Annotated in this window: 7 protein-coding genes; 6 read left to right on the plus strand and 1 reads right to left on the minus strand. The window is 39.1% G+C overall.

From position 1 onward, the window contains the following. On the plus strand, positions 1-3,260 hold a 3,260-nt coding region (locus L0P31_RS08475; RefSeq protein ID WP_238096510.1), incomplete at its 5' end, for an SIALI-17 repeat-containing surface protein. Between the two features lie 213 nt (positions 3,261-3,473). On the opposite strand, the gene L0P31_RS08480 is transcribed toward L0P31_RS08475, so the two are convergent. After that, positions 3,474-4,019, minus strand: a complete 546-nt coding sequence (locus tag L0P31_RS08480; RefSeq protein ID WP_238096512.1) for an NADPH-dependent FMN reductase — start codon at positions 4,017-4,019, stop codon at positions 3,474-3,476. A gap of 392 nt (positions 4,020-4,411) precedes the next feature. On the opposite strand from L0P31_RS08480, the gene L0P31_RS08485 reads away from it, so the two are divergent. From L0P31_RS08485 to L0P31_RS08505, 5 genes are all read left to right on the plus strand, one after another. Further along, positions 4,412-5,608, plus strand: a complete 1,197-nt coding sequence (locus L0P31_RS08485) for an MFS transporter (protein WP_238096513.1) — start codon at positions 4,412-4,414, stop codon at positions 5,606-5,608. Between the two features lie 185 nt (positions 5,609-5,793). Beyond that, positions 5,794-6,282, plus strand: coding sequence for a cell wall elongation regulator TseB-like domain-containing protein (locus L0P31_RS08490; protein ID WP_238096515.1), 489 nt, complete (start codon positions 5,794-5,796; stop codon positions 6,280-6,282). Beyond that, positions 6,279-7,457: a pyridoxal phosphate-dependent aminotransferase gene (locus tag L0P31_RS08495; RefSeq protein ID WP_238096516.1), complete on the plus strand. Its 1,179-nt coding sequence runs from the start codon at positions 6,279-6,281 to the stop codon at positions 7,455-7,457. The genes L0P31_RS08490 and L0P31_RS08495 overlap by 4 nt, the downstream gene beginning before the upstream one ends. Before the next feature lie 22 nt (positions 7,458-7,479). Next, positions 7,480-8,823, plus strand: coding sequence for an asparagine--tRNA ligase (gene asnS, locus L0P31_RS08500; RefSeq protein WP_000167160.1), 1,344 nt, complete (start codon positions 7,480-7,482; stop codon positions 8,821-8,823). Positions 8,824-9,092: 269 nt separating this feature from the next. After that, the gene (locus L0P31_RS08505; protein ID WP_238096518.1) at positions 9,093-15,374 is read left to right on the plus strand and encodes a Rib/alpha-like domain-containing protein; all 6,282 of its coding nucleotides are present in this window, start codon (positions 9,093-9,095) and stop codon (positions 15,372-15,374) included. The last annotated feature ends 61 nt before the right edge of the window (positions 15,375-15,435 follow it).

Below are 15,435 nucleotides of genomic sequence, written 5' to 3' on the forward strand. Positions count from 1 at the left end.
CAGTTAAGAAACAAAGTGACACGTTTAACCCAACGGCAAAAGAGCCAAACCAAACGGTTCGTCACAACGAAGTACCAGATCCAGAGAAAAGTATTAATACCAATGACTTACCAGCAGGAACAAACTATAGCTGGTCAGAACAACCAGATACAAGTAAACCAGGAAGTAAGACAGGAAAAGTATTAATCACCTATCCAGATAAGAGTACGGAAGAAGTGACGGTAACGGTAAACGTAACGCCACAAAAAGATGAATACACACCAACTGGAATCCCTCAAGAAGTGGACAATGGACACGTACCAAATCCAGAAACAAGTGTAAACAAAACCGGCTTACCAGAAGGCACAACTGTTACATGGAAGACAAGGCCAGATGTCAGCACACCGGGCAGTCATCCAGGAGTAGCCTTAGTTCATTATCCAGATGGAACGGAAGATGAAGTCGAAGTACCTGTCACAGTTAAGAAACAAAGTGACACCTTCAACCCAACTGCGAAACAACCAAACCAAACGGTTCGTCACAACGAAGTACCAGATCCAGAAAAAAGTATTAATACAAACGACTTACCAGCAGGAACAAACTATAGCTGGTCAGAACAACCAGATACAAGTAAACCAGGAAGTAAGACAGGAAAAGTATTAATCACTTACCCAGATAAGAGTACGGAAGAAGTGACGGTAACGGTAAACGTAACGCCTCAAAATGATGAATACACACCAACTGGAATCCCTCAAGAAGTGGACAATGGACACGTACCAGATCCAGAAACAAGTGTAACCAAAACCGGCTTACCAGAAGGCACAACTGTTACATGGAAGACAAGGCCAGATGTCAGCACACCGGGCAGTCATCCAGGAGTAGCGTTAGTTCATTATCCAGATGGAACGGAAGATGAAGTCGAAGTACCAGTAAGGGTCAAAGAACAAAAAGAAACCTTTAACCCAACGGCAAAACAACCGAACCAAAAAGTAAGACATAACGAAGTACCAGATCCAGAGAAAAGTATTAATACAAATGACTTACCAAAAGGAACAAACTATAGCTGGTCAGAACAACCAGATACAAGTAAACCAGGAAGTAAGACAGGAAAAGTATTAATCACTTACCCAGATAAGAGTACGGAAGAAGTGACAGTAACAGTCGAAGTAACGCCACAAAAAGATGAATACACACCAACAGCTATCGCGCAAGAAGTGGACAATGGTCATGTGCCAGATCCAGAAACAAGTGTAAACAAAACAGGCTTACCAGATGGAACAACTGTTACATGGAAGACAACGCCAGATGTAAGTACACCAGGAAGTCATCCAGGAGTAGCGTTAGTGCATTATCCAGATGGAACGGAAGATGAAGTAGAAATTCCTGTCACAGTTAAGAAACAAAGTGACACCTTCAACCCAACGGCAAAAGAACCGAACCAAACTGTTCGTCACAACGAAGTACCAGATCCAGAGAAAAGTATTAATACAAATGACTTACCAAAAGGAACAAAATATAGCTGGTCAGAACAACCAGATACAAGTAAACCAGGAAGTAAGACAGGAAAAGTATTAATCACTTACCCAGATAAGAGTACGGAAGAAGTGACAGTAACAGTCGAAGTAACGCCACAAAAAGATGAATACACACCAACAGCTATCGCGCAAGAAGTGGACAATGGTCATGTGCCAGATCCAGAAACAAGTGTAAACAAAACAGGCTTACCAGATGGAACAACTGTTACATGGAAGACAACGCCAGATGTAAGTACACCAGGAAGTCATCCAGGAGTAGCGTTAGTGCATTATCCAGATGGAACGGAAGATGAAGTCGAAGTACCAGTAAGGGTCAAAGAACAAAAAGAAACCTTTAACCCAACGGCAAAACAACCGAACCAAAAAGTAAGACATAACGAAGTACCAGATCCAGAGAAAAGTATTAATACAAATGACTTACCAAAAGGAACAAAATATAGCTGGTCAGAACAACCAGATACAAGTAAACCAGGAAGTAAGACAGGAAAAGTATTAATCACTTACCCAGATAAGAGTACGGAAGAAGTGACGGTAACGGTAAACGTAACGCCTCAAAATGATGAATACGATCCTCAACCAAAAGCACAAACAGTAGAACATGCTCAAGTACCATCTGCAAAAGATAGTATTGAAAATATAAAAACGTTACCAGAAGGAACGACTTTTGGATGGAAAGATGGAAAAATTCCAGATACTTCAAAACATGGGGAGAAAAAAGGTGTTGTAACTGTAACGTATCCAGATGGAAGTACAGAAGATGTTGATGTTGTAATTACTGTGAATCCAGAAGATTTCAGTCCAGTAGTTCCGATGGAAAAAGTACCTGTGAAAAATCCTGAGAACTTAAGTCCAGAAGAACAAGATAAAGTGAAAGAAAAAGTGACAAAAGCAAATCCAGGAAAAGATGTAACAGTTGATTCAAAAAGAAATGTGACAATTACAGATCCGGAAACAAAAGTCAGTCATGAAATTTCTCGAGATAAATTGGTATTTGCATATGCAAAAGGTGTACCAGAAATTTTGAAAATTCCAGAATTTAATGGAGGAGTAAATACCCCGGATTCGCCAGTTCATGAAGTTCCAGAGTTTGCAGGTGGAGTAAATGGTGAGCCAGAAATTCAAGAAACCTTACCGAAATTTAATGGCGGAGTGAACGCACCAAATTCACCAACACATGAAGTCCCAGAATTCAATGGAGGTGTGAATGGTGATCTTCCTGATCCAGTAGAAGTACCTAAAGTTCAACTGATTATCACTAAGTGGGTTGATGAAAATGGTAAAGAATTGAAACCAGCGGATTCCAAAGCTCCAACGGTATTAGGTGAAGCCAATGAAGCATTTGAACATGGTGAAATTGAAGGTTATGTATTTGTAAGAACAGAAACTAAAGGTGATGTTGTAACTCACATCTTCAGGAAAGTGAGTCCAGTTAGACCAACAGGTGACGCTCAGCAAAGACCAGCTGCACCATCTTACGATACAAATCCTAGACCGGATATTGCTACCCCTGCTGAGGTGCCAGCTACTCAAGCGGCTGAACAACCAAGTCAAACAGTTGAAGTGTCTGCTCAATTGCAGAATGAAGTATCAGAAACGAATCCATCAGTTTCTCAACCGAAAGCAATATTGCCAAATACTGGTACACAAGAAGACCGTGCTACAGGAGCAATAGGGGTTCTCTCTCTTCTTGGCGCATTTGGTTTGCTATTTGCCAAAAAGAAAAAAGACGATGAAGAGGAAGCTTAAATAGATGATCTCATCTGATCCTTGGTAGCTTTCCCTACGTGAAGTCTTTGTAAATCAAAAAGAACTAGAAAACTCACTCATTTGTGAGAACTCTAGTTCTTTTTTCGTATTTCAAGAACTAGTCATTCGATTGTTGATGAATTGTCTAGTTCTTTTATATAGAGGGCTAAAAGTCTGTCCGATTGTCTGTTTTAGAATAGCAATTAGAGATGACTAGATTGCATTGACCAAATCTTGAGCTTGTTTTTCAAGTGAGTTTAGGACTGTTTCTTCAAGAACCAATTTTCCGTCTGCCCAAGCAGAGTCATTGACACGTGCAGCAGTGAAATCACCAACGACTTGTGTACGGATAAATGGCAAGAGGTACTTGTAGATAGCGAAAAGTTGATCGTGACCTGCATTGGCTACAGATGATACGGTGACAAACTTGTCTTGAAGGGCAGAAGCGCCACGTGTATCAGACAAGTCAAGGGCGCGAGATAGCCAATCAAGCAAGTTTTTCACTGTTCCAGGGATAGAGAAGTTGTAGACTGGAGAGAAGATCCAGATAGCATCCGCAGCCAGAACCGCTTCACGAGCAGCCGCTACAGCTGGGTGAGTTGGAACTTCCAAATCTTGGCTGAAGAGAGGAAGGGCTGAATAATCAAGATAGCTAACTTCCGCTTTGCCAGCAAGTGCTTTCTCAGCTTCGAGGGCCATTTGGTGGTTGAAAGAACCTTGGCGTAGTGATCCGACGATAAATAATACTTTTTTAGACATGATGTGTCTCCTTTTTCTTAAATTTCCGAGAAGCCTCTCGTTGTCATAAAATATATTACAACAAAACAAAAGGACTTGCAAGAAATTTGCTCAGAGTTAATTTGAAAACGATAAAATTACAGAAACTCTAGTCACTTGCGACTGAAATGCATTTGGTTTTCGCAGAGCATTCCTATATTCTCTTGTAATATGATGACATAAGTGCTAAAATAAACAAGAAAACTCGCAATAGAAACCGCAGAACGGCTATTTTCCGGTATCATTTCATAAATAATTAAAGGAATAATAATGGCATTGAAGAATGCTTCTAAAAAGGGGTGGAGATCATGTAAGGCACAGATTAACAAGTGACGGACAAAAGAAATAATAATACACTTGTTAAAGGAGAAAAGATGTTAATAAGAAATTATCGGAAGAATATTGGCCTGATGGCCGGGGTTGAGTTTTTTGCATTTTTAGGGATTACCAGTTTTTGGATTCTCTTTCTCAGTCAAAATGGAATGTCTCTTTGGCAGATTGGACTTTTGGAGAGTATTTTTCATACGACCAGTCTTCTCTGTGAAATTCCATCTGGTATGTTAGCTGACCGTTATTCCTATAAGACCAATCTTTATTTAAGTCGAATAGCAGGGATTGTGTCTTCTATTCTTATGTTGGCTGGGCAGGGAAATTTTTGGATTTATGCCCTAGCTATGGCGGTGAGTGCCTTGTCTTATAATTTTGATTCAGGAACAAGCGCAGCAATGGTCTATGACTCGGCTGTAGAGGCTGGACTAAAAGAACGCTATCTATCTATTTCAAGTTTCATGTCAGGATTAGCAGAAGGAACTCGTTCTTTGGGGACAGTGTTGGCGGGATTTTTTGTCCATGGTCAATTGCACCTGACCTACTATATTATGATTGTCACTTCTATCATAGTTCTTGTCTTGATTTGGATGCTGAAAGAACCTAGTGTCAAGGTAGAAAAAGCTGATAGTGTGACCATGAAACAGATTATTTGGACTGTTAAGGAAGAGTTGGAGCGAAATCCCATGCTCTTCAACTGGATGATTTTGTCTCAGATTGTCGGCACACTCATGTGCATGTTTTATTTTTACTATCAAAATCAGTTACCAGATTTAAGTGGTTGGCAAATTTCAGCAGTTATGCTACTTGGAAGTCTCTTGAATATCCTCGCAGTCTATCTAGCGAGTAAGCTTGGAAAGAAATATGCTGCCTTGAATTTTTTCCCTATCCTCGTCCTGCTGACTGGAGTCACCTATATGCTGTCCTACTTTGGAACACCTCTAATCTATATTTTGATTTATTTGATTAGCAATGCTCTATATGCTCTTTTTCAGCCGATTTTTGACAATGATTTGCAAGAGCGCCTCCCAAGCGAAGTAAGGGCAACCATGCTGAGTGTCTACTCTATGATGTTTAGCCTCAGTATGATTGTGTTTTTCCCGCTGACAGGCTGGTTGATTGACCATTTAGGCTTTGTGCTAACATTTCTTTATCTAGGCTTCTTTTTAGCCATGATTGGCCTTCTACTACCTATCTTTTTAGGAAAAATGGCTAAAAGAATGGATGATAAAGTGATTCTATAAAGTAAAGAACTTACGAAAACTTGAGTGCTAAGCTCAGGTTTTTTGATACGTTTATGTTGCTTGTGTCTTTCCTTTTCTTGCTCGGTTTTAACTAAGAAAAATCGATTTACTTTGAAGGAAGAAATAATATAGGTTTGTTCTTGCATTCGCTTGTAATAAAGCCCAATAGATGGTAAAATAGACGAGTGAAAAAAAGACAAAACAAAGCAAAAAATAATCTACTGTGGCAGTATGGTATAGGGATGACGATTTTGTTTGTGGTTATCAGTGCTTCCTTTCTGTATCTAGTGTTTTTGGGTATGAAACCTTATCAAACAGCTAAAAGTGAAGGAGAAAAATTAGCTCAGCAGTATGCAGGATTAGAGCAGGCTGATCAGGTTGACTTATACAATGGCTTGGAATCTTATTACAGTGTTCTTGGTCATAATAAACAGCAAGAAGCACTTGCTGTCCTGATTGGAAAAGATGACCATAAGATTTACGTTTATCAGCTAAATCAAGGTGTTTCACAAGAAAAAGCAGAAGCTGTTTCGAAGGAAAAAGGAGCTGGCGAGATTGACAAGATTACCTTTGGTCGTTATCAAGACAAGCCAATTTGGGAAGTCAAGTCAGGCTCTGATTTTTACCTAGTAGATTTTGAAACAGGAGCATTGGTCAATAAGGAGGGCCTATGAAACTATCCAACCGTGTTTTAGAAATGGAAGAAAGTGTGACTCTGGCTAGTGATGCAAGAGCAAAGAAGTTAAAGGCTGAAGGAAAAGATGTACTTTTCTTAACTTTAGGTCAGCCCGATTTCCATACTCCCAAAAATATTCAAGATGCAGCTGTTGCAGCCATTCGAGATGGACGTGCTTCTTTCTATACGGTAGCTTCAGGTTTGCCTGAGTTAAAAGCAGCAGTCAATACCTATTTTGAGCGTTATTATGGTTATTCCGTAGCGGCCAACGAAGTCACATTTGCTACCGGTGCTAAGTTCTCACTCTATACTTTCTTTATGGCTGTGGTCAATCCAGGTGATGAAGTGATTATCCCAACCCCATACTGGGTCAGCTATGGAGACCAGGTCAAGATGGCTGGTGGTGTTCCAGTCTTTGTTCCTGCTAAGGAAGACAATCACTTTAAGGTGACCGTAGAGCAGTTAGAAGCAGCTCGTACAGATAAAACTAAGGTTTTGGTGTTGAATTCGCCATCCAATCCGACAGGAATGATATACACCCGTGAGGAACTCTTGGCTATCGGAAATTGGGCTGTTGAATATGACATTCTCATCCTAGCAGATGATATTTATGGTCGTTTGGTCTATAACGGGAATGAGTTCGTACCAATCTCTAGTCTATCAGAAGCCATTCGCAAGCAAACCATCGTCATTAACGGTGTATCAAAAGCTTATGCCATGACAGGTTGGCGGGTAGGCTATGCAGTGGGTGATCCAGAAATCATTGCTGCTATGAGCAAATTGACAGGTCAAACAACTTCTAACCTAACTGCTGTTTCACAATATGCAACTATCGAAGCCTTAACTGGACCGCAAGATTCTGTGGAAGTTATGCGTCAAGCATTTGAAGAACGTCTCAATACCATCTATCCACTCTTGTGTGAAGTCCCTGGTTTTGAAGTGGTCAAACCGCAAGGGGCCTTCTATCTCTTCCCAAATGTCAAAAAGGCCATGGAGATGAAAGGCTATACGGATGTGACTGACTTTACAACAGCTATTCTTGAGGAAGTTGGTTTGGCACTCATAACAGGAGCAGGTTTTGGAGCGCCAGAAAATGTCCGCCTCAGCTATGCGACAGACCTAGACACGCTTAAAGAAGCAGTTAAACGCTTGAAAGCATTTATGGAAAAATAAAAGAAAAAGAAAAGGAAAAATAATGACAAAACGTGTAACGATTATTGATGTAAAAGACTATGTTGGTCAGGAAGTGACGATTGGCGCTTGGGTTGCCAACAAATCAGGAAAAGGGAAAATCGCCTTCTTGCAATTGCGTGATGGAACAGCCTTCTTCCAAGGTGTGGCCTTTAAACCAAACTTTGTAGAGAAATTTGGTGAAGAAGTAGGACTTGAGAAGTTTGATGTTATCAAACGCTTGAGCCAAGAAACGTCTGTCTATGTGACAGGTATTGTCAAAGAAGACGAACGTTCTAAGTTTGGCTATGAGTTGGACATTACAGACATCGAAGTGATTGGTGAGTCTCAAGACTACCCAATTACACCAAAAGAACACGGAACAGACTTCTTGATGGACAACCGTCACTTGTGGCTTCGTTCTCGTAAGCAAGTAGCGGTGATGCAAATCCGTAACGCTATTATCTATGCAACTTATGAGTTCTTTGACAAGAACGGTTTCATGAAATTTGATAGCCCAATTCTTTCAGGAAATGCGGCAGAAGATTCAACAGAACTTTTCGAAACTGACTACTTCGGAACTCCAGCCTACTTGAGCCAATCAGGTCAGCTTTACTTGGAAGCAGGAGCTATGGCCCTTGGTCGTGTATTCGACTTTGGTCCAGTATTCCGTGCTGAAAAATCAAAAACACGCCGTCACTTGACTGAGTTCTGGATGATGGACGCAGAGTACTCATACTTGACACACGATGAGTCACTTGACTTGCAAGAAGCTTATGTAAAAGCTCTTCTACAAGGTGTTCTTGACCGTGCGCCTCAAGCCTTGGAAACATTGGAACGTGATACAGAGCTCTTGAAACGCTACATTGCAGAGCCCTTCAAACGTATCACTTACGATCAAGCCATTGACCTCTTGCAAGAGCATGAGAATGATGAAGACGCTGACTACGAACATCTTGAGCATGGAGATGACTTTGGTTCACCACACGAAACTTGGATTTCAAACCACTTTGGTGTGCCAACATTTGTCATGAACTACCCAGCAGCCATCAAGGCCTTCTACATGAAACCAGTTCCTGGAAATCCAGAGCGCGTGCTTTGTGCAGACTTGCTTGCTCCAGAAGGCTATGGAGAAATTATCGGTGGATCTATGCGTGAGGAAGACTACGATGCCCTTGTCGCAAAAATGGATGAACTTGGCATGGATCGTACAGAATATGAATTCTACCTTGACCTTCGTAAATACGGTACAGTTCCACACGGAGGATTTGGTATCGGTATCGAACGTATGGTAACCTTTGCAGCAGGAACAAAACACATCCGTGAAGCTATCCCATTCCCACGTATGTTGCACCGTATCAAACCGTAAATAAATATATAAAAGTAAAAGGTCAAATTGGCCTTTTATTTTTTATGATGAAATCTCATAAAACGTTGATTAATATATATATATAGAAAAATCCTCGTATTTTGCAAATAAACGTAGACAGTTTAATTGAAATAATGTTATAATGTAAATTAGGGATTGAGTACCTAAGTGTAGCTGCTTTAATGTATAAATTAAGCTGGAAATGGAGGCGTTGTTTAAATACTTGGGTGTAATTCCGCAATTAAGATTTATTAAAAAAAGGAGATAATATGTATTCAAGAATGGACAAGTACCACGGACAAAAAGTCCAGCGCTTTTCAATCCGTAAGTATAGTTTTGGAGCAGCGTCAGTAGCTGTAGCAGCCTACATGATGTTTGGTGGAGCAGCAACTGTTCACGCGGATGTTACACCTTCAACAACTCCAGCAACAAACGAACAAGTAAACCCTAACGCTGGGAATCCAGAAGATTCAAATAAGGCTCAATCTTCAACTGAAACTACTACACCAACAGCTGAGGTAGGACAACCATCAGCACCATCAGAAACACCAAAAGTGGCAGAAGCCCCAGTTGCAAAGGTTGATACAAGCAAATTGGAAGCAGCTATTGCTCGTATGGAAGCAGCTCTTGAGAAAGCAGGTCTAACTGAAAAGACTGCCTCAGCCATCGAAGCAGCAAAAGCAGAACTTGCTAAGGCGCAAGCCCTTCTTTCAAACGACAAAGCAACACAAGCAGAAGTTGATTATTCAACAAGTTCATTGAAAAACAGAGCTTTTGTTCTTGAAAGTATGCCAAAAGCAACTGCAGATAAGAAAGAAAACAAAAACCAAGATTCACGTAATGGACAGGCCATTCCTGGTCAAGGTGAAAGTGGCTTTAGAACAGTAGATACAACTGCAGCTAACTCGGCAGAAGAAGCAGCTAAATACAAAGCTGAAAGAGATAACGCTTTAACTGAATTACAAGCAAATATTGCTAAAATTCAAGCTAAACTTGATGAACAAAAAGCAAAAGATGCGAATAAAAAAGATCAAGCAGTAATTGATACTTACACTAAAGTTATTGAAAAAGCTAATGGTGTAGTAACGAAAGCGAATGCTGCAGAAGCAACATCAGCTCAAGCAATGAGCCAACAAGCAGAAGCTGTTAAATCTGAACGTGACTTATTAGCATTTTACTTAGCAGGAAAAACTGAATTAGGTGCTCCTGTTAGTGAAAACCATGCTGCTTATGGTAACAACCCTAAAAACGGTGTATTCGAAAGCTTAAAAGAAGGTTTCGGAGACAAAGTAACATTCACTGATGCAGATAAAAAATCAGAAACAATTGCTAAACAATATGAAAGTGGACGTGACATTACTAATAAAGTAAATAATGTTCCAAATGCAAAAGATCCAATCGGTAGTGCAACATATAACTGGCAAGAAAAAGCTATTACAAAAGCTGATGCAGAAGCTGGTATGTTAAATGGTTGGAAAATTGAAAAAGGTGAAAAAGTTAATGCGGTTAAACCACTTGATGTAACAAATGTTACAGATAAAGATGGACAACCAAGTACACGTGAAGTTCCAAAATCTAAAATCTATTCAAACGATGGAGAATTAAAAAAATACCAAACTTCAGGTGAAAAAAGTTATGTTAATGGTAGTGGTGCTGTTCCTTCAGTAACTCCAACAATTGATGTAATGAGAAAAAATGTGTTCGGTGAAGTGAAAAACCGTGATTACTATCTAGAATTAGGAAGTAAAGGTACAACACTTTCGAAAGAATTCGATGTAAACGGAAATTCTCGTCTAAATGTTAACTTAATTCATAGTGCTGCATATGGTGGTTCAACATCAACATCATCAGGTGAAAGAGTTAAATTAACAATCGTAGATGCATTCACTGGTAAAGAAATCAAACCAGTTGAAGGTAAAAATGGTCCTTTAGCAACTGAACAAGCTGCTCTTGCTGCTAACGGATGGAACCACCTAGACCGTATTTATGATATTCCAGCTGAAACAACTAAAATTAAAGTGTTAATTGAAGCAGGAAGTCAAGGAACAAATAGTTTAATTAATGATAACAAAATCAATATTAAAGATGGTTACTTAATCGGTGGTATTGGTATCGCAACTGCTCCAGCTGCTGAAGTATTAACTAATGTTCGTTCAGGAAACAAAAGTTTTGAATTCGGATATACAAAAGATACAATTTATGATAAAGGTCAAAAAGGTGTATTTGATATCGATATTAAAAACACTGGTGGAATGAATATTGACTACTATGGTGCATCAAATGTTGAAGTGACAGTAGAAGTTCCTAAAGGTGTAACGTTAGAAGATAAAATCTACAATGCTAACGGTGGATCAAACTGGTTAGGAAATGTTTGGGCAAATACAATTAAATGGGTTCCTAACGATCCAAGTGATAACTCAAAAGGTGGAAAATTAACTTATAACGTACCAGCCGGAAATCGTATGGCTGCTGCAGAGACAAACTCTCGTAAAACAAGTATTCCATTTACAGCAGCAGATAACTTCGTAGGACCAGCTGACTTTAAAGTAACAGTTAAGAGTGGTTTTGGAGATACGGATGCAGAAGGTAACAGACTGTACTCATATACTGCAAATGGTTTAAAACCAGCTTATGAAAATGAATTTAACCGTAATGGTTTAGCAGATTCAGATGATCCAAACCACAAATATGGTAGAGAAATCTTCATTAATAGTTTACAAACTAACTCAGTCATTACCGTACCAATTAACACAACTGATGAACAATTAAAAGCAATTGCTTATGCGAAAGCTCAAGAAGCGATTAAAACTCCAGAGTTTACTAAATTATTAAACGATGTTACTGGTACAGCTGCATTAGGTGACACTAATGGTTCAACTTTTGTTAATAAAGATAATATCGCAATTACGAAAGTTGCTGAAGATGGTCGTGGGGTTGTTAAAGTACCTGTAACTTATACAGTAGATGGTAAAACATTTGAAACAACAGTTGATATTGAAGTAAACGTTGTTGAATCTAAAACTAAACCAGTAGTAGTATTTGAAGGCGATGAAATTACACCTGCTAGTGTTAAAGAAAAAGTAGAACCAGCTACTACCCTTGGTAAAGGTACTGCTAATGAACCAAAAGCAAGTGATATCTTCAAAACTGATGGAAAAGCTGGTCAAACTGGATTAACAATTCCAACAACAGTGACTCACAATGTAGATGGAACAGAAGTTACAGAAGATGTAACAGTACCAGTTACGGTTCTTCCTAGAACACAAGGAGAAATCGACGTCCCTAAAGGATCTACTCCAGAAACTGTTAAAGATACTCTAAAAGCAAAAGCTAACGAGTTAATTAAAACTCCTGACTTCCCAGCAAAAGTACCAGAAGGATATACAGTTACTGTTGGAGAAATTCCTGAACTTCCTGCTGATATTGCTAATAAAAAAGGTGAACCAGTAGTTGTAAAAGTTCCAGTAACATTTACATCTCCAGAAGGGGACACTTATACTTCAGAAATTCCAGTAACAGTAAATGTTAAAGGTTCAGAAGTGAAGCCTGTATATGTTGTAGAGGGCAATAAACCAAATCCAAACGATGTTACAGCAGCTGTAACACCTGATAAAGATGGTACAGTACAAACACCAAAAGACTCAGATTTACCAGATACAACTGGGAAAGCTGGGGATCCAAATGTTGTAGTACCAGCTACAGTTAAATACCCTAATAGTGAAGAAAAAGTGGAAGTACCTGTTAAAGTTGTTAAAGGAAATCCACAAATTATCCCTGTAGATCAAGGACAACCTTTAGCTGAAAACAGTATTAATACAGGTGATTATCCAGAAGGTGCTACATTCGAATACGAAAAAGTAGATGGAAAAGATCCAGTTAACATTTCTGAAGCTGGAGATTACCCAGTAAACGTGATCGTTAAGGATAAAGAAGGAAATAAATTAGTAACAGTACCAACAACAGTACGTGTTGTAGATGCTTACAGACAATATGTACCAGTAAATACTGATCCAACTAAAGTGGTTCCTGCAGAAAATATTGTACCAACAGACTTCCCAGACGGAACAACATTTGAGTATTTAACTCCAGTTGACACATCAACACCAGGAGATAAGGAAGTTGTTGTTGTAGCAAAACTAAATGGTCAACCAATTGCAGAAATTCCAGCGAAAGTAACAGTTGTAGGACCTAAGACTCAATATGTAGCTGCAAATCCAGAAAATACTCAACCAGATGCATCTAAGAGTCTGACAGATAAAGATAAAGATAACAATAAATTCCCAGATGATGCTAAATTTGGTTATAAAGAACCAGTAGATACAAAAACACCAGGTGAAAAAGATGCAACTGTAGTTGTGAAAGATAAAGATGGTGACACAATCGTAGAAGTACCTGCGAAAGTTAAAGTAGTACAAGGAAATCCACAAATCATCCCTGTAGACCAAGGACAACCATTACCTGAAAACAGTGTTAATACTGAAGATTATCCAGAAGGTGCTACATTCGAATACGAAAAAGTTGACGGAAAAGATCCAGTTAACATTTCTGAAGCTGGGGATAATCCAGTAACAGTTGTCGTTAAAGATAAAGATGGTAATGTATTAGTAAAAGTACCAACAACAGTACGTGTCGTAGATGCTTATAGACAATATGTACCAGTAAATACTGATTCTAAGAAAGTAATTCCTGCAGAAAATATTGTCCCAACTGACTTCCCAGATGGAACAACATTTGAGTATAAAACTCCAGTTGACACATCAACACCAGGAGATAAAGATGTTGTTGTTGTAGCAAAACTAAATGGTGAACCAATTGCAGAAATCCCAGCGAAAGTTACTGTAGTAGGACCTAAGACTCAATATGTAGCTGCAAATCCTGAAAATACTCAACCAACACCAGCAGACAGCCTTGTAGATAAAGAGAAATATAGCTTCCCTGATAATGCTACTTTCGAATACAAAGAGAAAGTAGATACAACAACACCAGGAGATAAAGATGTTACAGTTCTTGTTAAAACTAAAGTTGAAGAAGAGCCTGGCAAGGAAGTAGAAGAAACAATCGTAGAAGTACCTACGAAAGTTAAAGTGGTACAAGGATACCCACAAATTATTCCTGTTGATCAAGGTCAACCATTACCTGAAAACAGTGTTAATACTGAAGATTATCCAAAAGGTGCTACATTCGAATACGAAAAAGTTGATGGAAAAGATCCAGTTAACATTTCAGAAGCAGGAGATTATCCAGTAAATGTAATCGTTAAGGACAAAGATGGTAATGAATTAGTTAAAGTACCAACAACAGTACGTGTGGTTGATGCTTATAGACAATATGTACCAGTAAATACAGACCCAACTAAAGTTGTACCAGCAGAAAATATTGTCCCAACTGACTTCCCAGATGGAACAACATTTGAATATAAAACTCCAGTAAATACAAATACACCAGGAGATAAAGATGTTATTGTAGTAGCTAAACTTAATGGTGAACCAATTGCAGAAATTCCAGCAAAAGTTACTGTAGTAGGACCTAAGACTCAGTATGTAGCAGTTGGAAACGAACCAGATGTGAATAAATCTGTAGATCCATCAGTATTCCCTAAAGAAGCAGAAGCAAAACCTGAATATAAAGAAAAAGATATTTCAAAAACACCAGGAATTAAAGATGTAACTGTTGTTGTTAAAGATAAAGATGGAGATTCAATCGTAGAAGTACCTGCGAAAGTTATCGTGGTTCAAGGTAAAGAGCAAGAAGTTACAGTGAATCCAGATAAAGCTCCAGAAGCAAAAGATAACATTAATCCTAAAGACTTCCCAGAAGGGGCAACATTTACATTCAAAGAACAACCTGATACAACAACACCAGGTAAGAAGAATGTAATTGTAGTTGTTAGGGATAAAGATGGTAATCTATTAGTTGAAGTTCCAGCAGTTGTAAATGTGGTAGAACGTAAAGAAGAGCCACAAACACCAAAAGAAAGTGTTACAGTAACACCAATCGTAGTTGAAGTAGGAACGCCAATCACTACAGAAGATGTGAAAGGTCATGTTAAATTACCAAAAGATGCTGAAATCATCGAAGTTGACGAAATCCCTACAACTGAAACACCAGGAGTGAAACCAAGTGTTAAAGTGAAGGTGAAACTACCAACAGGAGAAATCGTAGTGGTAGAAGTCCCAGTAACGGTAATTCCTAAACGCATTCCAGAAACTAGTCCATACAATGGAGATGGATATAACGGTGGTGGAAATGGTGGTAGCAACTACCGACCAACACCACAACCTGTTCCATCAACACCAGAGACTCCTGAACAACCAGTAGCTCCAGTGCAACCGGAACAACCAACAACTCCAACCCAACCTGCAGTTCCAGCACCAGCTGAAACATCAGTAGCAACTGATTCAGCTACTCAACCAGCAACACCTAAATATGTTGATGGTCAAAAAGAATTACCTAACACAGGTACAGAAGCTAACGCTAGTCTTGCAGCGCTTGGACTTCTTGGAGCCCTAGGTGGATTTGGACTTCTTGCTCGCAAGAAAAAAGAAGACTAAAAACTTATAGTTTTTGAGAAGATGATTCGTCATCTTCTTTTTTATTTCGGTGTTTTTACTT

This window comes from Streptococcus mitis (assembly GCF_022137125.1).
In the GTDB taxonomy this organism is placed as follows: Bacteria; Bacillota; Bacilli; order Lactobacillales; family Streptococcaceae; genus Streptococcus; species Streptococcus mitis_CE.